Source organism: Actinobacillus ureae ATCC 25976 (genome assembly GCF_000188255.1).
GTDB classification, from domain to species: Bacteria; Pseudomonadota; Gammaproteobacteria; order Enterobacterales; family Pasteurellaceae; genus Actinobacillus; species Actinobacillus ureae.
In genome coordinates, this window is sequence record NZ_GL831080.1 from 1,310,404 (window position 1) to 1,330,273 (window position 19,870).

Sequence of the window (19,870 nt, forward strand, 5' to 3'; positions counted from 1 at the left end):
ATGAGTATGAAAATATTAAAAGAACAACCGATTCTTGAATTATCCGATATTGTGATGCAATTTGCTTCTCGAGATGGGACTTTGTTTAATCCGAAAAAATTCACAGCAGTAGATAATGTCAGTTTATCGATCTATGCAGGGGAAACGGTCGGGTTAGTCGGTCAATCCGGCTGCGGTAAATCAACCTTAGCCAGTATTATGATCGGTTTGCAAAAACCGACTTCCGGCACGGTCAAATTTAACGGCTTACAAATGAAATACGGCAGCACCGAGGCCCGTAAACAGTTCGGTCGTCAAGTTTCAGTCATTTTCCAAGATCCGGCAACTGCTCTCAATCCTCGTATGCGAGTGTTGGATATTTTAAAAGATCCGATGGATATCCATAACGTATTGCAACCGCACGAACGAGAAAAACGAGTGTATGAATTACTCTCTCGAGTTGGTTTGCCTCGTTCCGCCGCTTTAGTCGAGCCGACACGTTTATCCGGTGGGCAAAAACAGCGGGTGGCAATCGCTAGAGCTTTAGCACTCAACCCGAAACTGATTGTTGCCGATGAACCGACTTCTGCACTTGACGTATCGGTACGGGCGCAAGTATTAAATTTACTTGCTGATCTTAAAAAAGAGCTGAATCTTGCAATGGTGTTTATCTCCCACGATTTACAAACAGTACATCAAGTTTCGGATCGCATTGTCGTGATGAACGGTGGAAAAGTGGTGGAAACCGGTAGTTCAAGCGAAGTATTTAATTCGCCGAAAGAAGAATACACTCGTACGCTGATTAATGCTGCACCGTCATTGTTATAATTTATCTCATGTTCAGGGCAGGTTTATCCTGCCCTTTTATCTATACTGATTATGCTCTCGATTCAAATTACTCAAACGATTTATACGGATTTACTTATTGTCGGTTCAGGTATCGCCGGGCTTGCTGCTGCGGTTGAAGCGGAACGACTTGGGCTGAAAACCACGTTAATCAGCAAAATGCCTATTGGTTCAGGTGCAAGTTTCTTTCCGTTAAAAGCCACATTGGGCATTCAAGTGACCGGTGAAAATGACTCGGAAAAATTCCAACAGGATATTGAACGTGTCGGTAAAGGCAGAACCAACCCGAAAGTAGTCAAAGCCTATATCGAAGATTCGCCCCAAGCGATTGAATTACTCGAACAAATCGGCTTTAAGCCTTGGCTACGCAACGACAATCGCCCAGCCTGTTTCGCTGAGTATCCCCGCCCTATTTATCTAATCAATAATTGGCGAGAAGCCGCTCAACGGGCAAAACAAATTCTTGGCAACCAATCTACCGACGTTTATGAACAAGCGACCTTACTGCATATTGTTACCGAACAAAATCAAGTGCAAGGAGCGGTATTTAGCCTGAATACAAGCGGTCAAATTTGCTATATTTTTTGCAAAACTAACCAAATCATTTTAGCAAGCGGTGGCATTGCCGGCTTGTATAAAGACAATCTTTATCCGGCGGATATTATCGGCTCTACGCATTTCATTGCTCAACAAGCCGGTGCAAAATTGACCAATCTCGCCTTTATTCAATTTATTCCCTCTTTTGTCGAACCGAAATATAAAGTGCTATTTGGCGAACATACGCTGAAATACGTCACTAAAATTACTGATGAAAACGGGCAAGATCTGTTTCCGCATTTAAGCGAAACACAATTTCAACAGATGATGTTAGCCCGTAGCCATTATGCACCGTTTAGTGTGGATTTCCCTTGTGTCGAATTTGATTTGGTGATGATGAAGCATTTATTGACTAACCCGCAACAAAAAGGCATTTACCTGCACTATAGCCCTGAGCTTTATCAAGATAAACAAGAGTTTTATACGGTTTATCTTAACTGGTTACGCCAAGAAGTCGGGATAGATTTGGTTAAAGATAAGATTGCGATTGCACCGTTTGCACACAGCTGTAACGGTGGAATTGAGATTGATAAATATGGAAAATCTTGTGTCGTCGGATTATGTGCGATTGGTGAAATAGCCCATTGTATTGAGGGAGCAAACCGCTTAGGTGGCAATTCGGTCGGTGGTGGCGTAGTATTCGCCAAACGGGCTGTGGCACAAGCGGTCAAAAATTTGCAAAAAATTACCAAAATTCAACCGCTTGCAAATACTGAAACTTATCGTTTACAGACTGAAAAAGTGCTTAATCAGTTAAACAATCCAAACGGCGATAATTCCCTGCTTGCCAGTGAAGTACTCAAACAAATTCGTGAACAAATGGCTCGTTTTGCTAATGTGTATCGCACCAAAGCCAACTTAACCTTACTGTTGAACGAACTTCAACAGCTCGAAAATCGTTTTAATCCGATTGCTCATCATCAGCAACAAGGCATCGAAATCTTTTATGCACTAAAAACCGCACAGCTTGTCGTTTCGCAGATGCTAAACGAACCGCACAGTTTAGGCGCACATTACTTAGCCGATGAGCAGTAAAACAAAATACAAAAATAAAGGGCAAGATTTTATCTTGCCCTTTTGATCATCCGTTTAATGATTATTTGCCCCAAACTTCTTCGCTGATTTCACGAATAAAGTTCAGTTTTGCCCATTGTTGTTCTTCCGTCAGAATATTACCTTCTTCGGTTGACGCAAAGCCACATTGAGGACTTAAACAAAGCTGGTTGATGTTCACATATTGTGCAGCTTCTTGGATACGAGTAATCACTTCATCACGATTTTCTAATTGACCGTCTTTTGAAGTAATTAAACCTAATACTACTTGCTGATCTTTGATAAAACGTAATGGTTTGAAATCACCCGAACGATCGGAATCATACTCTAAGAAGAAACCGTCAATTCGGCACGTACCGAATAAAGTTTCCGCCACCGGTTCATAACCACCTGCTGAGAACCATGTTGAACGGAAGTTACCACGGCAAATATGCATCGTAATGGCAATATCATCCGCCGGTTTCGCATCAACGATTTTATTAACCATATACACGTAATCTTTGGCAATTTGGTCTAAATCTAAACCACGTGCTTTATAGGCTGCACGCTTGTCCTCGGCACAAAATTCGCCCCAGCTGGTATCATCTAATTGTAAATTACGGCAACCTAATTTATAGAACACGTTCATCGCTTTGATATACGCATCGGCAATATCGTCTAACAATAGCTGGTTGTTATTTTCATAACGTGCAATCGGCTGATAATCCTCCGCACGTACATTGGTAATTAAATGTAACATTGATGGCGAAGGAATCGTGAATTTCACTTCCGTTTCACCGGCAATTTTTTGTAACGAACGAAAATGTTCTACAAACGGATGTGATTCCGAAAAATCCACTTTATCGACAATCTTAATGGTTTTCGGACGTACGCTGTGGTGTTTAAATTGTACCGAGAACTTCTCTGCGTCTACTTCCTGAATACCGTCTAATGCGGCTAAGAAATCCATATGCCAGAACGTACGGCGAAATTCGCCATCAGTTACCGCATGTAAGCCTACTGCTTTTTGATGTTCAACTAATTTTGCAATTTCCGCATCTTCTACTTGGGTTAAATCTGCACAAGAAATATCGCCACATGAACATTGCTGACGAGCTTGTTTAATCGGATCCGTACGTAAAAAACTACCAACAATATCAAAACGGTAAGGCGCAGAAGTACGTTGCGTTGCAGTAGGGAATAATTGATACATTGTGTTTCCTTGTAATCATTAAAATATAAACTTCACTAAATTCTAACAAATTTTATTTTTTAATCATCTGAAAAAATTTTGAGATGATTATGAATAATATTCATATTGCGTTTAATGTGTCGTGACCTAACAAGCGGTCAAATTTGCATAAAAATTTGCAAATCATCCCTTGATTATTCCGCTAATGTGACGGAATAAAACGAAGTGTAACCAAACGGGCTTTGTACAAAACCTTGCACACGCTTACTAACCGGCACATAGTTAATTGCATGCGCAATCGGAATTATCGGTGTATTTTTTTGGAAAATTTCGACCGCTTGTTGATATAACTGCTGACGTTCAGTGGCATTTTGCGTTTGTACCACTTTTTGTAATAAGCCGTCAAATTCGTTATCCGTCCAACGGGAATAATTGGTGCCCGGAATATTTTCTTTGCTTAATAGCGGAAACAGAAAGTTGTCCGGATCACCGTTACGGCTTGTCCAGCCGTAAGTGCCAGCTGAAAATTCGCCTTCACGGGTTCGTTTATTAAAATCCGCCCATTCGTGGCTGACTAATTTCGCTTTTACCCCAATTTTCGCCCAATCTGCTTGAATAATTTCTGCAGTACGTCTTGGATTCGGATTTGACGGGCGCACCACCGGTTGTACCCAGATTTCGGTTTCAAAACCGTTCGGATAACCTGCTTCTGCCAATAGTTTTTTCGCTTTTGCCAAATCAAATTCATACTGAGCTAAGTTTTCATTATAGCCAAGCACTGAATTTGGGAACGGATTAGTCGCCACCGTACCGCCGCCTTGGAACACCGTATCGACAATCGCTTTTTTATCGGTAGCGTGTTGTAGTGCTTGGCGCACCTTCACATTATCTAATGCTGCTTTTTTGGTGTTTAATCCAAGATATGCCAGATTTAAACCTTCACGCTCAAATAAAGTCACTTTCTGATCCTGTTTCATTTGTGCAATATCAGCGATATTTGGGAAATCAATTACATCACACTCACCGGCTTTCAATTTAGCATAACGTGTACCAGCATCGGGTGTAATCGCAAAAATGAGCCGCTCAAACTTTGCTTTACCCTGCCAATAATTCGGATTAGCTTTATAACGTACCGCTTGGTCAGTTTGATAAACCTGAAATTCAAACGGTCCCGTACCAATCGGCTGTTGATCCAATAATTCCGGCTTGCCTTCCGCTAATAATTTATCCGCATATTCTTTTGAATAAATCGATAAGAAATCAATTGCCACTGTTGTAAGAAACAGACTATTCGGCTGATTTAGTGTCATTTTCACCGTATGTTCATCCACTTTCTCAACCGATTTTAAAATTTTCGGCAGCTTCATCCATTGATAATAGAAATAAGTGCCGCCGGAAACATTGTAGTAAGGGTGACTTTTATCCGCCTGACGCTGAAACGAAAATACCACATCATCCGCATTTAAGTTGCGACTTGGGGTAAATAACTTGTTACTGTGAAACGATACGTCTTTACGTAGATGGAAAGTGTAAGTTAAACCGTCTTCGCTCACTTCCCACTTTTCCGCCAAACTTGGCTCGACCTCAATTTTGCCGGCTTTAAATGCAAATAAACGATCATAAAGATATGCCTTTTCATTACGATTTCTTACCTCGTCATGAAAACGGAATGATTTTAAAAGCCTTCGAAGGTGACACGTTATTATTCGAAAAAACGTTCTATTCTATCGGTGGCGGTTTTATTGTTGATGATGAAAACTTTGATAACCAAGCCAACAATACTGTATCTGTGCCGTTCCCTTATAAAAATGCAGAAGACTTACTCAAGCACTGTAAAGAACAAGGTTTACCGCTTTCCAGTTTAGTGTGGAAAAACGAAGCGGCCCTGCGCCCTAAGCAAGAAATCTCAGATTATCTGGCAAAAATTTGGAAAACGATGGAAGACTGTATCCAACACGGTTTACATACGGAAGGTTTATTACCCGGCCCATTAAAAGTAGTACGCCGTGCACCGTCTTTACGCAGAACATTAGAAGCAACCGGCAAATTTAATACTGACCCAATGCAAATTATTGGTTGGGTAAATATGTTTGCGCTTGCGGTGAATGAAGAAAATGCGGCAGGCGGATGTGTTGTCACTGCGCCGACTAACTGTGCTTGCGGTATTGTGCCAGCAGTATTAGCTTACTATCAGCAATTTATCGCACCGCTTAATCAAGAAACGATTGAGCGTTATTTACTAGCTTGTAGCGTTGTCGGTACACTGTACAAAATGAATGCATCTATTTCTGGTGCGGAAGTAGGCTGTCAGGGCGAAGTTGGTGTAGCTTGTTCGATGGCAGCAGCCGGTTTAACCGAAATTATGGGCGGAAGTCCGGATCAAGTTTGTATCGCGGCTGAAATCGCAATGGAACACAACCTTGGCTTAACCTGTGACCCTGTAGGCGGTCAAGTGCAAGTACCTTGTATCGAACGTAATGCGATTGCTTCGGTTAAGGCGATCAATGCAAGTCGTATGGCTTTACGTCTTACCTCACAACCTCGAGTGACTTTAGATAAAGTGATCGAAACAATGTACGAAACCGGTAAAGATATGAATGCTAAATACCGTGAAACTTCAACCGGCGATTTAGCAATTAAAATTTTACCTTGTGACTAAGCATTGTATTTGACAACAAGTGATTAACCACTTATGATTTGAAGAACTGAGTGGTTCAACCGCTCAGTTGAGTTATTTATTATTAGTAAGCTGGCAGGCTCAAGGCTAACAAGAAAATAACTAGGATAATGTATTTAAACATTTGGTTATCCTCTTCAAAGTTGGTGGGATTAAAGGTCGCCACCAGCTCGTTTTAGCTTTATTGCTAAAACACGTAAATTATAGTAAAGACTGTATGTTTTTACAACCAACAAAAAACCTCGAATATCATTATTCGAGGTTTTGTTTTTTTAGCTATTCTACTTTTGAGCCTTTCAACAATTTTCGTATCCAAGTACGATTTGGGCTAAGTACATGCCAAATATCTTCGCTAATTGGTAACGGTTCATCACAGATCAAACTCGCCAGCATTTCGCCTAATAGCGGTACGGTGGTTAAACCCCGCGAGGCTAAGCCATTTACCATATATAAATTTGCAAAATTTTCCGCATTTTCAACCGCTTGTTTACGGCGTAGCTGATTATACAAATTCTGATATTGTACTTTTTGAGCGCTAAAATTCGGCAATTGTCCAACCATCGGCACACGATCTCGCAGTGCTGCTCTCACCCCTTGTTTGGCTAAATTTTGCGAAAGATCGATATTGCCCGTCCAATCACAAGCGGTCAAATTTTGCTGAAGTTTTGCTACATTCTCGTGATGTTCTTCCAAAGAGAAATGTGTTTCGGCATTATCACGCACATGGCTGGCACCAATACAATGGGTATTCGCTTTAGAAACCGGCGTCAAATAACCGTCATAACACACCACACATTTTAGCTGTTGTAAAGCCGGTGTGGTCGGAATCTGGCTCACTTGCCCACGCACTGGATACAGCGGAATCCCTTGAGCTTGCTGGAATTGCGTGATAGTATGTCCATTTGCCAACACTAAAATCTGATGACTGAACGTTTCACCATTGTGCTGCCAATGCCACTTTCCTTCACTAAATTGCGGATCTTTCACTTCGTGATTTAGCACAATCTGTAATCCTTTCGTTTCTAAATAAGCAAACGTACCCTGTACAAATTGTATCGGTGATAACCAACCGCTTTGCGGCATAAATGCACCGCCGTTCGGCACTTTAAGCCCAATTTTTTCGCTTAACTCAGCTGCATCACATAGCTTAAACAAACTATCATCATTGGTTTGCAAAGCCATTTTTTCCAATTTCTTCGCCGTTTTATCGTTATAGGCATATAACGCCACACCGGTTAAAGCGTGTTCAAATGCGACAATCGGTTCAATTTGCGCCAAACGTTGCAACGCATAATCGAAACAATGCACATAAAAACGGATATTACGCTCGTCATCGTCACTCAGTTGAGGGTAAATCGCGCCTTGCAAATTGCCGGAAGCATTTTGTGCTAGAGCATTGTCTTTACAATAAAGCGTGACTTTTTTGCCTTTTTCAAGCAGTGATAACGCGACAAACAAACTGGCGACACCGCCACCGACAATCGCAATATCCTCTGCTTCTGTTTGTGGCTCGCTATAAAAATACGGATAATTTACCGGTATAGTTTCGCTTTGTTGCGTTTTTTCGCCCCATAGCATTTCTCGTTTTTTGCCAAAGCCTTTGCGTTTTTTGACCTCAAATCCGACCGCTTGTAAGCCCTTTCTCACTGCACTTGCAGCAGTAAAGGTCGCAAAGCTACCGCTATTTTTCGTTAAACGAAACATTTGGCGATAAAGCGTTTCATTCCACATTTCCGGATTTTTATCCGGTGAAAAACCGTCTAAAAACCACGCATCAATTCGATTGCTATATAAATCACCTAATTGCGGTAAGTTCTCCAACATATCGCCGAACCATACATCAAGATAGATTTGCTCAAAATGATAACGCTGACAACCGGTTTGGCGAGGTTGCCAACAAGCGGTCATTTTCTGCGAAAGTTTTGCAAATTGTGGGTAGTAGGTGTGAACGGTCGCCAATTGCTCAGAAGTGAGGGGAAATTTTTCAAACGAAATAAAATATAAACGCTTAAGTTTACTATTGGGGAACTCACTTAAAAACTGCTGAAATTTATCGGCAACAGCTAAAAAATTCAGTCCGGTACCAAAACCGGTTTCGGCAATCACAAAAGATTCGGCATTGTGTGTTTGCCATTTTTGCCAAAGCTGATTACCTTCTTGGAAAACATAATAGCTTTCTTCAAGACCGTCTTGGGTGGAGAAGTAAATATCGTCGAATTGTTCGGAAACGGGGGTATTATTTGAATTGAAAGAAAGAGATGCAAAACTGAGTTTGTTCATAACATTTACCACAAAATAGACAGAAAGCACGGAAGTTACTGATAACATTCTGTGCTTTCCGTGCTTTTCCGCAGTAACAGATTAGAAGATATTGTAAGCGAAAACTACGATCATACCTAATGCCGCTACAACAGTCATCATTGAATAACCTAAAGTACCCATATTGTCCTCTCTTTGTTAAACATTATTGATCAAAGCCTATCACACTTCTTAGACTTTGAGAATTTTCTCTGCACAAGCGGTGATTTTTGCTAAATCTTTTACGCCTTTATGTTGTTCTACACCGGAATTGAGATCGACACCTAAACAACCTTGCGCGAGTGCCTGCTCGATATTTTCAACCGAAATCCCACCGGCAAGCATTGCTTTTTGTTTTAATTCGCTTGGAATTAGCTGCCAATTAAATACTTTGCCAGTACCACCTTGCTGCGTACCGTTTTTGCTATCAAGAATATAACGTGCCACTAACGGATTATCGTGATACTCAACCGTTTCCGCTTGAAGATCTACCGGAATTGCCTGCCAGATTTGCGTTTTTCCAGCTAATTTTGCTGAAAGCTCAGCAATGTAGGCCTCATCTTCCGAACCGTGTAATTGTACCACATATAACTCAAGCTGTTTTGCTATTTTTTCGACAAATTCGACCGCTTGATTTTGGAATACGCCGACATAACGCAATGGTGCATTCACCACTAATTCCTGCGCTTGACGTAATGATAACTGACGAGGCGAATTTTCAGCAAAAATCAATCCGCCATATAAAAAGCCGTTTTCATACACCGCTTTTGCATCTTGTGGGCGAGTTAACCCGCATACTTTATTTTCACCGAAAATCACTAAACGTACCGCATTATTTAAATCCGTACTGCCCATCAAACTGCTACCGATCAAAAATGCGTGTGCAAATGGTTTGATGGCTTTCACTTGCATATGATCATAAATACCTGATTCTGAAATCAAACGGACATCTGCCGGAATTTGATTCTTATATTTTTCCACTAAACGCACAATGCGATTCATATCCACCGTCAGCGTATGCAAATCACGGTTATTCACGCCAATCACTTTTGCGCCCAATGCTAGCGCTCGCTCAAATTCTTGCTCAGTACTGGTTTCGGTTAAAACGCCCATACCTAAAGAATGTGCTAAGTCCGCCAATCTGCGATAAGTTTCGTCATCTAATACCGAAAGCATCAGCAAAATTGCATCGGCATTTGAATAACGAGCCAAATACACCTGATACGGTGAAATCATAAAATCTTTGCATAAAATCGGTTGCGTTGTTTGGCGTTTGACTTGATCGATATAACGAAAATCACCTTGGAAATATTGTTCGTCGGTCAGCACAGAAATGACGGAAGCATAATGTTTATAGACTTGTGCAATCGCATCCAAATCAAACTCGGCACGAATTAATCCCTTGGACGGCGAGGCTTTTTTACATTCCAAAATATAAGCAGGCACTTGATGAGAAGCTGTCGCTAATGCCGCATAAAAATCTCGATCAGCAGTAACAATTTGCTGTTGGAATTGTGAAAGTGGAAATGTTTTTTGTTTGTTTTCGACCCAAACGACCTTATCTTGTACGATTTTTTGCAGAATAGTTGGCTGATTTTGCATATTTTCTCTTTTTATTATGAATTGGTGGATAACACAGATAATGGTAGAATACGGCACTTATTTTGATTTATCAATAAATTCACTATGCTTATTACCAAACTTCATAAAATGCGTACTTTGCTTGATAAGCATCGCCCCCTTAATATCGCTATAATGAAAAACATTCAAGCGGATTTAATGCTGAAATATAATCAGCAATCCAATGCGATAGAAGGAAATACATTAGATATTTTTGAAACTCGTGTGCTACTTGAAAGCGGTATTACCGCTAACGGTAAACCATTTAAAGATCATTTAGATATTATTAACCACCAAGAGGCGATTGATTATTTAACCGATCTCATAAAAGAAAATGCACCGCTGACAGAAGTGACAATAAAAAATTTCCACTATTTGTTACTACAAAAAACTGATAACGCTCAAGAAGCCGGGCAATATCGCAATATACCGGTAGCCATTAACGGTGCGGAACATCAACCGCCACAACCTTTTTTAGTTCATCCGCAAATGGAAAAATTAATGCATTGGAACCAAGAAAATCTCAATATATTGGAACCGATAGAACGCATTGCGATGCTACATAACAAATTTGTGGCAATTCACCCTTTTATTGATGGTAATGGACGTACTGGACGTTTATTGATGAATTTAGAATTAATGAAAGCCGGTTTCCAAGTGACGATTTTAAAAGCGGAGAATCGAGCTGACTATTATCGTGCATTGGCGTTAGGTGATTTAGGCAATTATCAACCGATCACCGAATTTATCGCAAAAGCCGTTTATGAAACAATGGAACGCACCTTAAACCTTATTTACCCAAACTGGATTAACGAACTCAATTAAATATGAAAACAAAAGTTAGACAACATTTAACCGATTTAGAAATTGCATTACGCACACATAAGCAATGGGATGCGGTTGCACCTAGTTTGGAAGATTTAGCGAATGATCAACCGTTTTGTATCGGAACGCTTAGCCCAACTCAATGGTTACAATGGATTTTTATTCCTCGGATGCACGCACTTTTAGACGCTGGTGCGGATTTACCCCGCAACTTTTCGATTACGCCCTACTTGGAAGAAGCCCTAAAAGACGAAAGCTATTTAAAAGCGATTCATCAGCCAGTGTTATTGATTGAATTATTATTAAAGGACTAAATGGAACTGGAAATTTTATACCGTGATGATGAACTGATTGCGATTAATAAACCGGCTGGAATGTTAGTTCACCGTTCATGGCTAGATAAACACGAAACGCAGTTTGCAATGCAAACCTTGCGTGATCAAATCGGTCAACATGTTTTCCCGATTCATCGCTTAGATCGCCCCACTTCAGGTGTTTTATTATTTGCACTGAATAGTGAAATGGCTCGTTTAATGAGCGAGCAATTTGAACAGCATCAAATGGAAAAAGGCTATTTGGCGGTAGTGCGAGGCTATCTGCTCGACAAAGGCGAGATCGATTATCCGCTAAAAGTGATTTTAGACAAGATTGCCGATAAGTTTTCTCAACCGAAAGAAGCACAACAAGCGGTCACTTTTTCCCAAAATCTTGCAAGTGTCGAAATGCCTTATCCGGCAGGCAAACACCAAACGGCACGTTACAGTTTGGTTGAATTATTACCGAAAACTGGGCGTAAACATCAATTGCGCCGCCATATGAAGCATTTATTTCATCCAATTATGGGCGATACAAAATACGGTGACTTACACCAAAATCGTACTCTAACTGAGAAAACCGGTTGCGACCGATTAATGCTACATTCGCATTTTTTGAAATTTACGCATCCGAAAACAGCGCAAAAAATCGAAATTTTTGCACCGCTTGATGAACAATGGCAAAATTTATTTATTACATTTAACTGGAACTTCCCAAATTTTTTTCAATCTGATAAGAGCAAATATGGATAACGCATTACTTTCTTTAACACACGAGCGGCAACAAGCTGCTGTCGAACAAATTCAAGAACTGATGACACAAGGCGTGAGCAGCGGCGAAGCGATTCAAATTATTGCTAATCGTCTAAGAGAAGCACATCAGAAAAGTACATCGGAGAACAATTCATGAAAAAATTATTTGCACTTGCGCTCACGGCTGTGAGCGTTTCAAGCTATGCGGAAACCAAACCGGCAGTTAACACTCAACCAATGCTCAGAATGCAAGTTTTAGATATGAGCAGTAACGTGCCAAACCCAGTGGCGAACAATCAGCTTTCACTCAGCAAAAAACACCAACTTTGTTGGGTTGCATTTAATATGCCATTTAAAGCATCTAACCAAGTGGTTGAAGTTTTACAAGCCCCTTCAACCTTAAAAGTAACGTCTGAAGACGGTAATGTAGTTTCAACATCTGATCAACAAACTCACCGCATTACTACATTATAAAAAAGTTCGAATAACGAACGCTTAGATAAATGTTGGGGCTTTGAAAAGACTGACCCAACGGGGAAATATAGCCTCACGATTCAAGTGAACGATGTAGTATTCCCTCCACAACCGTTTGAAGTTGTAAAATAAACTAAACGCCACTTAATGTAGTGGCGTTCTTTTTTAGTTTTTAGCTAAACGTTGTTCGATTTTCGCTAGATTTTCTTCAAAATAAGTTTTACCAGTTAAATATTGTTGCGCCTCCGCCCAACTGTTTAGTTGCAAACCTGCCAATTGATTAAAATAATCCAATACTTCTAAATCTTGTTCAACGGTACGAATATAATCCGCTAATTGTTGCAGTAAGTCCTCACCGGAACTACTCTCGATCTCTTTGGTAATTTGTTGCTTAAATTTAACCGCTTGCCCAACCAAATAGCCTCGCTGCGCTTTGCTTAAATTACTAAACCACATACCGTCTTTACGTGGCATTTGCATTAATAACAACAAGATATCATTTAGGCTGCCGCTTTTAAGTTCCAACTCTAATTCACAAATCGCTTCCTCGCCAAAACCATTTTTAATCATACCTTGATCCAATGCCACTTCAATTTGCGATTGATTGCACTGTACTAACCACTTACGGCGAGTAAAATCGGTACTAAAAGTCGGCGTAAGTTGCTGCGCAATTTGTTCCGCTTGCGGGATTTGCAAATTAAAGTGTGAATTTAACCGCTTGAAATCCGGCTGATTGCTGTCTAACGGCAAATTATATTCCGGACGAATATGCAGACCATCGACAATTTCACCTTTAGTTTTTAAAGTCATCTCGTATTTTTGATTATGGTTACGCACACGTAATCCCATTTTTTGCTGAGCAAAAAACTGCTCCGGCGTATCAAAATAAGTGTTCCCTAATATATCGGTCGCTTGCGACAAAACATTTTGTTGCGTAAACCAATCCGCCAATACTTCTACATTCTCCGCTTTTAGCATGATTTTTAGTTCGATTTCATTTTCCATTAAGGTATCCCATTTATTTAGTTGTATAATTAATTTTATTTTAACAATTTACAGCATATTCGAGAAATGTTTAACAAAATCCAAAGTAAACTGCACAAATTTGTGCAACGTGGTTTAGATAATCATCTTCGCCTTGCCGTGACCGGTTTAAGTCGTAGCGGCAAAACCGCCTTTATTACCAGTTTTGTCGATCAGCTATTGCATATCAATAAAGACAGCCATGCACACGTCAATTTATTTGGTGCAGCACGCAATGGGCAAATTATCTCGGTGAAACGAGTTGAACAAGGCAATTTAACCATTCCTCGTTTTGAATACGATAAAAACCGTCAATGTTTGGAAAATGATCCGCCGGTATGGGCGCCTTCCACAACCGGTATCAGCGAAATTCGCTTAGCGATCCGCTACCAACGTCAAGACGGTTTAATCAAACATTTAAAAGAAACCGGTACGCTCTACTTGGATATTTTCGATTATCCGGGCGAATGGTTGTTGGACTTACCGCTACTCTCGCAGTCTTTCAAACAATGGTCGCAAGCACAGCAATTAGTACATAAAGGCAAGCGTGCGGAACTGGCACAGCCTTGGTTACAAGTGGTCAAAAAATTAGATCTTTTTGCCAAAGCGGACGAAAACCAACTTGCCGAATTAAGCGAGATTTATACCACTTATTTATTGGAATGTAAGCAAGCCGGTATGCAATATATTCAGCCTGGACGATTTGTCTTACCGACTGAAAATTCAAAAGGTGCGCCGGTTTTTCAATTCTTCCCGTTATTAGATTCAAGCGAAACCGATTGGGAAAAACTGGAAACCGCACCGGCAAACAGTACATTTCAAATGCTGAAAAAGCGTTATACGCAATATCAGCAAAAGATTGTCAAACCGTTTTATGAAGACTATTTTTCGCAATTTGACCGCCAAGTGATTCTTGCCGATTGTTTAACGCCGTTAAACCTCAGCTTAGAGGCATTTTTAGAAATGAAAATCGGCTTGCAACAATTATTCAAGCATTTTCATTACGGCAACCGTTCGCTGTTTCGTCGCCTGTTTTCATCCAATATCGATAAGCTATTATTTGTCGCAACCAAAGCAGATCATATCACCAGCGATCAGCTACCAAATTTAGAAAGCTTGATGCGCCAGTTAGTGCAAGAAGGCGGACGACACGCTGCTTTTGATGGTATTGAAACCGGCTATCACTCAATTTCGGCGATCCGAGCGACCGATCCCGTGGTTGTTACCCAAAACGGTACGCAAATTAAAGCGATTCGAGGCATTCGTTCGACCGATAAAAAACAAGTCACGCTCTACCCTGGCACAGTGCCGAGCCGTTTGCCCAATACAAATTATTGGCAGTTTAACCGCTTTGAGTTCGACCAATTCGAGCCTAAACCGCTCGCCTACGGCGAACCTATTCCCCATTTGCGTATGGATGCAGTATTACAATTCTTATTGGCGGATATGTTGGAATAAACCAATTCCGTTTAGAATAAAAAAGCACATAGCTAACTGAATAGATATGTGCTTTCTAATTGCTAATTACTTTTTACTTCGCTTGTAAACTAACCATCCTATCGGTATCCCAATAAGTCCCAATCCAAAATTTTTCCAATCATAACTAAAGATCTCATGTCCTGGGTAGCAAAAAGTAATAATAGAAAACTGTACTAAATGAATAAAAATACCCGTGAAATAGATATAAAGCACTAAAGAAAGCTTTATTTTCCACCATTGTAACTGTTTTCTACAAGCTAAAAATAGATAAATAACAAATATCCAAGTTATAAATGACACAGAAATATACTGACCAAAAACCGCTAAGAATAGATAGTATGTCGCAAAATATAAATATAGAAAGAGCGAATAGAAAAGCCAAATAATCCCCAAAATCATACTTTTATCCTTTAAGTTTATAAAACGCTGTAAGCTCGATGAATTGAATAAGTGTTAAAAAAGCTATACTCGCTATAGTATATATAAAAACATTTGCTCAAAATGCGAACAACACCGCAATTTAGGATAATTCTTATCCATTATGTAAAATTTTTCGCAAATTTAACCGCTTGTTGCTTGATTTTAAACGGTTACTGTTCACTGTTAGGCGGCTTTGCGGTAGAATCTTATAAATTTTTCTCAATCTTTTTAAATTATGGCAAAAAAACCAAAAGTAGCTTCGAATACGATTGCACTAAATAAACGTGCTCGTCACGAATATTTTATCGAAGAAGAAATTGAAGCCGGCTTAGAATTACAAGGCTGGGAAGTAAAATCGCTGCGTGCCGGTAAGGCGAATATCGGCGATAGTTACGTGACATTTCGTAACGGCGAAGCATTTCTATTCGGTGCAACCATTACCCCATTGAATATGGCTTCCACTCACATTGTTTGTGACCCAGCTCGTACCCGTAAATTGTTATTGAATAAACGTGAGCTGGATTCGCTATTCGGTAAAGTAAATCGAGACGGCATGACGGTTGTGGCATTATCGCTCTACTGGAAAAATGCGTGGGCGAAAGTGAAAGTCGGCGTAGCAAAAGGTAAAAAACTACACGATAAACGTGAAGACATTAAAGACCGTGAATGGCAAGTAGCAAAACAACGTATTATGAAAAACGCAAATCGTGGCTAATTTCAAAACTACGGATAACAGCAAGCACGGAAAAAGCGGTCAAATTTGACCCGTTTTTTACATCTCCGAGCCATCTGTGCCGTCCGTAGTCACAATTAAAAATTAAGGAATAAAAAATGATCGACCAAAATCTTCTTCGTACTAATTTAGACGATGTTGCAAATGCGCTTAAAGTTAAACGTGGTTTTACCCTTGATGTAGAGCGTGTGAAAACATTGGAAGAACAACGCAAAACACTTCAAGTAAAAACCGAAACTCTACAAGCAGAACGTAACACACGTTCGAAAAACATCGGTGTGGCAAAAGCACGTGGCGAAGATATTTCTGCATTATTAGCGGAAGTAGATAACATGGGTAACGAATTAAATGAAGCGAAAGTCGCTTTAGACCAAGTACAAGCAGAAATTCGTGAGTTACTCTTATCTGTGCCGAACTTACCAGCTGACGAAGTGCCGCTAGGTAAAGACGACACCGAAAACTTAGAAGTATCACGTTGGGGCGAACCTCGTCAATTTGATTTTGAAGTCAAAGATCACGTGGCATTAGGTGAAGCGTTAAACGGTTTAGATTTTGCTGCCGGCGTAAAATTAACTGCTAGCCGTTTTGTCGTGATGAAAGGCAAACTTGCTCGTCTACACCGTGCTTTATCACAATTTATGTTAGATCTTCACACTGAACAACACGGCTATGTCGAAACAAACGTACCGTTCTTAGTCAACCACGATACATTATTCGGTACCGGTCAATTACCAAAATTCGGCGAAGATTTATTCCATACTCAACCATTAACAGGTCAAGATCCGAACGAAACACAACGTCCGTTTAGCTTAATTCCAACCGCAGAAGTACCGGTAACTAACTTAGTACGTGACGAAATCATTGATGAAGATACATTACCATTACGCTGTACCGCACATACACCGTGTTTCCGTTCTGAAGCCGGTTCTTACGGTCGTGATACACGTGGTTTAATCCGTATGCACCAATTTGAAAAAGTAGAAATGGTACAAATCGTTGCTCCGGAAAAATCAATGGAAGCATTAGAAGAATTAACCGGTCATGCTGAAAAAGTATTACAACTTTTAGGCTTACCATACCGTAAAGTTTTATTATGTACCGGTGATATGGGCTTCGGGTCGGCAAAAACTTATGATTTAGAAGTTTGGTTACCGGCACAAAATACTTACCGTGAGATTTCTTCTTGCTCAAATATGTGGGATTTCCAAGCTCGTCGTATGTCTGCGCGTTGCAAAGCAAAAGGCGATAAGAAAACTCGCTTAGTTCACACCTTAAACGGCTCAGGTTTAGCGGTGGGTCGTACTTTAGTTGCAGTACTTGAAAACTACCAAAACGCTGACGGCTCGATCACTGTTCCAGAAGTATTACGTCCATATATGGGCGGAGTGGAAGCGATTACGGCTTAATCGCTCTACTGAAATAAACACAAGCGGTCTGAATTTGTTAATTTTTTGCAAATTCAGACCGCTTATTTTTTTATTGTTACATTACAGCATAAACAACGCTAAAAATAATGTTGCTAAAATCATACCCGGTGCGGTACGTTTTACCATTTCGATCGGACTGACCATCGCAAGCCCCGTACGAACAATCGTTACCCCAGCAATCGGTGACATTGTACGACCGATAGCACCAGCAATCGCTGCCGCCATCCCTAAATTCACATGGGTATAGCCTAATTCCACTGCATGAGGTGTTACTGCAGTATTAAACGCAATTGCCGCCGCATCACCCGAGCCGGTGACAATTCCCATTAAAAATGGCCCGATAGTTGCTCCCCAACGTACAAATTCATTTGAATGTTTAAGGAATTCAATTGCCGAATCCACTGCACCGGTTGCTTTTAGGCCGGAGACAAACACACTTGCGGCAATAATAATACCAAGAACATTAGCATACAAATTCCCCATACCGTTGAAAAATTCTTCGGTAATTTTGACCGGCGAAATACGAGTGACGATAATTGCATAAATCGCACCGATTAACATCGCTTGCGGCACCCCCATTTGGGTCCATTCTAAGCCCGGTGTCTTTTGTAATTCCGTACCGCCAATAACAAGAATAATTAACGGTAATAACGGTGCAAGTGAATATAACGGATTAACGCCGCTAAATTTATTTTCTGCATTTTGTTGTTCAGCTAAATAGGCTTTACGGTGTTCCTCACCATAATCTTTCAAAATAATTGCCATGACCGTCAAAGCAATCGCTCCGATAACACCGGCAATCGTTGTATAAGGTGCATGGGCTAAATTCACTTCGGTAATGGTTAAATTTGACATTTCACTTAACATTGCCGAATGAGAAGAACCCGGACTCATCATTGAACCAAACGTACCGGCTAGAATTGCCGCCCCTGTGGTTGCCGGACGTACACCTGCGCTTTTTAATACTGGAATTAAAGTTGCCCCTACCGCTGCCGCACAGCCCGCTGCGGATGGAATTGCAATATTGATAAAGAAAGTCAGAATCGTTGCAATCGGAATCAAAAAGAATTTCAAACCGCTTAACAGTTTAGTAAGCAAATGCACCAAATGCGTATCGCATTGGGTATATTTCATCACATAGGGCAAAACCCATACTGGCACAAATCGCCATAATCAGACCGCTTGAAGTCATTGATTTAGCAAAAGCATCTAATGCTCCCATCGGATTAAGCGTTACAACCGACATAATCAAACCGATACCGATTAGCACGGTTCTTGTTTCATATTTTTTTATCAGTAGGTAAACTGTGACTAAAATGCCGATAATGGCAACAAAAGGTTTAAGTTCATCCATAACAAATTCCTTAGTAATTAAATGTTGAATTAACTGCTTTTCTGACAAGCTGCATTTTTTCACTAAAACAGAGAATATCTTGCTCACCGAGTACGGTCGTTTGTTCACCTTGAATATGTAATGCTGTCCCTTCCGGCAAGGCATAAACCTTAGCTTGAGGGTTAACAACCAAAAATTCTTCTAAACGTTCTTCTCGACTTTCTCCGTTATGTCCTTGCATTTTGCCGGAAATAAAATGCGGGTTGATTTGGTGAGGGAAGAGATTTAATGCGTTAAAAGAAGGTGGGTAAGTGATTGGTATATCATTAGTGGTCATAATCGAGCTGCCTGCGACATTCGCACCGGCACTCCAACCGAAATAAGGTGTACCACGATTTACTTTGGATCGGATAACCTCCAGTAAATTGTGTTCATACATTTGCTTCAATAAGCAGAAAGTATTACCGCCACCAACGGCAATCACATCCGCCTGTTCGATAAGATCACGATGTTGTTTACCTCGATGTACCGATACGATTTCAACCTCTAAAGATTGTAAGGCGTTTTTTACGGTTGCTTCATATTCATCAAACGAACGACGTACGCCTGCATAAGGAACAAAAGCAACTTTCTTACCCTTATAATCAGCTAAAAATTGTGCCAGCCAAGGCAAAGTATGCACTAAATAAGCTGTTTCTTTATATTTTGAACCGCTCATCAACAGCATATTTTTCATATGTGATTCTCCTTTTGCTAGATCTCTTGCCTCATTATCTTGTGATAGAAATAAAAAGCAAAAATAAGATATTACTTTTTTGACGCTTATCACAAAATGACTTGAGATTTCG

Annotated in this window: 16 protein-coding genes and 2 pseudogenes; 11 read left to right on the forward strand and 7 right to left on the reverse strand. The window is 40.4% G+C overall.

Annotated elements, in window-relative coordinates:
• Together HMPREF0027_RS06135 and HMPREF0027_RS06140 are read left to right on the forward strand one after the other, a co-directional pair.
• A complete protein-coding gene (locus HMPREF0027_RS06135) occupies positions 1 to 807 on the forward strand; it encodes an ABC transporter ATP-binding protein (RefSeq protein WP_005623096.1) in 807 nt (268 codons plus the stop codon).
• Positions 808 to 858: 51 nt separating this feature from the next.
• Complete coding sequence (locus HMPREF0027_RS06140) at positions 859 to 2,457, forward strand: FAD-binding protein (protein WP_005623097.1); 1,599 nt, start codon at positions 859 to 861, stop codon at positions 2,455 to 2,457.
• A 61-nt stretch (positions 2,458 to 2,518) separates the two neighbouring features.
• Here the strand turns inward: HMPREF0027_RS06140 and HMPREF0027_RS06145 are convergent, their stop codons facing one another.
• A complete protein-coding gene (locus HMPREF0027_RS06145; protein ID WP_005623099.1) occupies positions 2,519 to 3,667 on the reverse strand; it encodes a 5-methyltetrahydropteroyltriglutamate--homocysteine S-methyltransferase in 1,149 nt (382 codons plus the stop codon).
• Between the two features lie 173 nt (positions 3,668 to 3,840).
• A complete protein-coding gene (locus HMPREF0027_RS06150; RefSeq protein WP_155812103.1) occupies positions 3,841 to 5,235 on the reverse strand; it encodes an ABC transporter substrate-binding protein in 1,395 nt (464 codons plus the stop codon).
• Positions 5,236 to 5,264: 29 nt separating this feature from the next.
• Between HMPREF0027_RS06150 and HMPREF0027_RS06155 the strand changes: the two are divergent.
• Positions 5,265 to 6,305, forward strand: a pseudogene (locus HMPREF0027_RS06155) (L-serine ammonia-lyase); the annotation flags it as partial.
• 294 nt (positions 6,306 to 6,599) lie between these two features.
• On the opposite strand, the gene mnmC reads toward HMPREF0027_RS06155, so the two are convergent.
• Together mnmC and trpCF are read right to left on the reverse strand one after the other, a co-directional pair.
• Positions 6,600 to 8,603: a bifunctional tRNA (5-methylaminomethyl-2-thiouridine)(34)-methyltransferase MnmC2/FAD-dependent 5-carboxymethylaminomethyl-2-thiouridine(34) oxidoreductase MnmC1 gene (gene mnmC / locus HMPREF0027_RS06160; protein WP_044024451.1), complete on the reverse strand. Its 2,004-nt coding sequence runs from the start codon at positions 8,601 to 8,603 to the stop codon at positions 6,600 to 6,602.
• A gap of 210 nt (positions 8,604 to 8,813) precedes the next feature.
• Positions 8,814 to 10,223: a bifunctional indole-3-glycerol-phosphate synthase TrpC/phosphoribosylanthranilate isomerase TrpF gene (gene trpCF / locus HMPREF0027_RS06165; RefSeq protein WP_005623106.1), complete on the reverse strand. Its 1,410-nt coding sequence runs from the start codon at positions 10,221 to 10,223 to the stop codon at positions 8,814 to 8,816.
• A 153-nt stretch (positions 10,224 to 10,376) separates the two neighbouring features.
• Here trpCF and HMPREF0027_RS06170 point away from each other — a divergent pair, with 153 nt between their 5' ends.
• From HMPREF0027_RS06170 to HMPREF0027_RS06185, 5 genes are read left to right on the forward strand one after another with little or no spacing between them, the layout of a single operon-like run.
• A complete protein-coding gene (locus tag HMPREF0027_RS06170) occupies positions 10,377 to 11,066 on the forward strand; it encodes a Fic family protein (RefSeq protein ID WP_208853662.1) in 690 nt (229 codons plus the stop codon).
• Positions 11,067 to 11,068: 2 nt separating this feature from the next.
• Positions 11,069 to 11,380 (forward strand): YqcC family protein, encoded by a 312-nt coding sequence (locus HMPREF0027_RS06175; RefSeq protein WP_005623108.1) that lies wholly within the window; start codon positions 11,069 to 11,071, stop codon positions 11,378 to 11,380.
• A complete protein-coding gene (gene truC / locus HMPREF0027_RS06180) occupies positions 11,381 to 12,133 on the forward strand; it encodes a tRNA pseudouridine(65) synthase TruC (RefSeq protein ID WP_005623109.1) in 753 nt (250 codons plus the stop codon). It begins immediately after the preceding gene.
• Positions 12,126 to 12,290, forward strand: coding sequence for a YoaH family protein (locus tag HMPREF0027_RS11725; protein WP_005623110.1), 165 nt, complete (start codon positions 12,126 to 12,128; stop codon positions 12,288 to 12,290). Before truC ends, HMPREF0027_RS11725 begins: the two co-directional genes overlap by 8 nt.
• Complete coding sequence (locus HMPREF0027_RS06185; RefSeq protein WP_005623111.1) at positions 12,287 to 12,607, forward strand: hypothetical protein; 321 nt, start codon at positions 12,287 to 12,289, stop codon at positions 12,605 to 12,607. The genes HMPREF0027_RS11725 and HMPREF0027_RS06185 overlap by 4 nt, the downstream gene beginning before the upstream one ends.
• Positions 12,608 to 12,772: 165 nt before the next feature.
• Here the strand turns inward: HMPREF0027_RS06185 and HMPREF0027_RS06190 are convergent, their stop codons facing one another.
• Positions 12,773 to 13,612 carry a CYTH domain-containing protein gene (locus tag HMPREF0027_RS06190; RefSeq protein WP_005623112.1) on the reverse strand — a complete coding sequence of 280 codons (840 nt, stop codon included), beginning with the start codon at positions 13,610 to 13,612 and terminating at the stop codon, positions 12,773 to 12,775.
• A gap of 66 nt (positions 13,613 to 13,678) precedes the next feature.
• Between HMPREF0027_RS06190 and HMPREF0027_RS06195 the strand changes: the two genes are divergently transcribed.
• The 3 genes from HMPREF0027_RS06195 (at position 13,679) to serS (ending at position 17,668) form a co-directional block, all read left to right on the forward strand.
• Complete coding sequence (locus HMPREF0027_RS06195; RefSeq protein ID WP_005623113.1) at positions 13,679 to 15,088, forward strand: YcjX family GTP-binding protein; 1,410 nt, start codon at positions 13,679 to 13,681, stop codon at positions 15,086 to 15,088.
• A 676-nt stretch (positions 15,089 to 15,764) separates the two neighbouring features.
• Complete coding sequence (gene smpB / locus HMPREF0027_RS06205) at positions 15,765 to 16,244, forward strand: SsrA-binding protein SmpB (RefSeq protein WP_005623117.1); 480 nt, start codon at positions 15,765 to 15,767, stop codon at positions 16,242 to 16,244.
• A 116-nt stretch (positions 16,245 to 16,360) separates the two neighbouring features.
• Entirely contained in the window at positions 16,361 to 17,668 is a 1,308-nt protein-coding gene (gene serS / locus HMPREF0027_RS06210; protein ID WP_005623120.1) for a serine--tRNA ligase, read from the forward strand.
• Between the two features lie 81 nt (positions 17,669 to 17,749).
• On the opposite strand, the pseudogene dcuC reads toward serS, so the two are convergent.
• Positions 17,750 to 19,043, reverse strand: a pseudogene (gene dcuC, locus HMPREF0027_RS06215) (C4-dicarboxylate transporter DcuC).
• A gap of 10 nt (positions 19,044 to 19,053) precedes the next feature.
• Positions 19,054 to 19,758 carry a dipeptidase PepE gene (gene pepE / locus HMPREF0027_RS06220; protein ID WP_044024326.1) on the reverse strand — a complete coding sequence of 235 codons (705 nt, stop codon included), beginning with the start codon at positions 19,756 to 19,758 and terminating at the stop codon, positions 19,054 to 19,056.
• Positions 19,759 to 19,870: the final 112 nt, after the last annotated feature.

Excerpts from the sequence above, each read along its gene's own strand:
- HMPREF0027_RS06185 (WP_005623111.1), top strand. The coding sequence starts at position 12,287 with ATGAAAAAATTATTTGCACTTGCGCTCACGGCTGTGAGCGTTTCAAGC.
- mnmC (WP_044024451.1), bottom strand. The coding sequence starts at position 8,603 with ATGAACAAACTCAGTTTTGCATCTCTTTCTTTCAATTCAAATAATACC.
- serS (WP_005623120.1), top strand. The coding sequence starts at position 16,361 with ATGATCGACCAAAATCTTCTTCGTACTAATTTAGACGATGTTGCAAAT.
- HMPREF0027_RS06170 (WP_208853662.1), top strand. The coding sequence starts at position 10,377 with ATGAAAAACATTCAAGCGGATTTAATGCTGAAATATAATCAGCAATCC.
- HMPREF0027_RS06175 (WP_005623108.1), top strand. The coding sequence starts at position 11,069 with ATGAAAACAAAAGTTAGACAACATTTAACCGATTTAGAAATTGCATTA.
- HMPREF0027_RS06145 (WP_005623099.1), bottom strand. The coding sequence starts at position 3,667 with ATGTATCAATTATTCCCTACTGCAACGCAACGTACTTCTGCGCCTTAC.
- pepE (WP_044024326.1), bottom strand. The coding sequence starts at position 19,758 with ATGAAAAATATGCTGTTGATGAGCGGTTCAAAATATAAAGAAACAGCT.
- truC (WP_005623109.1), top strand. The coding sequence starts at position 11,381 with ATGGAACTGGAAATTTTATACCGTGATGATGAACTGATTGCGATTAAT.
- HMPREF0027_RS06190 (WP_005623112.1), bottom strand. The coding sequence starts at position 13,612 with ATGGAAAATGAAATCGAACTAAAAATCATGCTAAAAGCGGAGAATGTA.
- HMPREF0027_RS06195 (WP_005623113.1), top strand. The coding sequence starts at position 13,679 with ATGTTTAACAAAATCCAAAGTAAACTGCACAAATTTGTGCAACGTGGT.
- trpCF (WP_005623106.1), bottom strand. The coding sequence starts at position 10,223 with ATGCAAAATCAGCCAACTATTCTGCAAAAAATCGTACAAGATAAGGTC.
- smpB (WP_005623117.1), top strand. The coding sequence starts at position 15,765 with ATGGCAAAAAAACCAAAAGTAGCTTCGAATACGATTGCACTAAATAAA.
- HMPREF0027_RS06135 (WP_005623096.1), top strand. The coding sequence starts at position 1 with ATGAGTATGAAAATATTAAAAGAACAACCGATTCTTGAATTATCCGAT.
- HMPREF0027_RS06140 (WP_005623097.1), top strand. The coding sequence starts at position 859 with ATGCTCTCGATTCAAATTACTCAAACGATTTATACGGATTTACTTATT.
- HMPREF0027_RS11725 (WP_005623110.1), top strand. The coding sequence starts at position 12,126 with ATGGATAACGCATTACTTTCTTTAACACACGAGCGGCAACAAGCTGCT.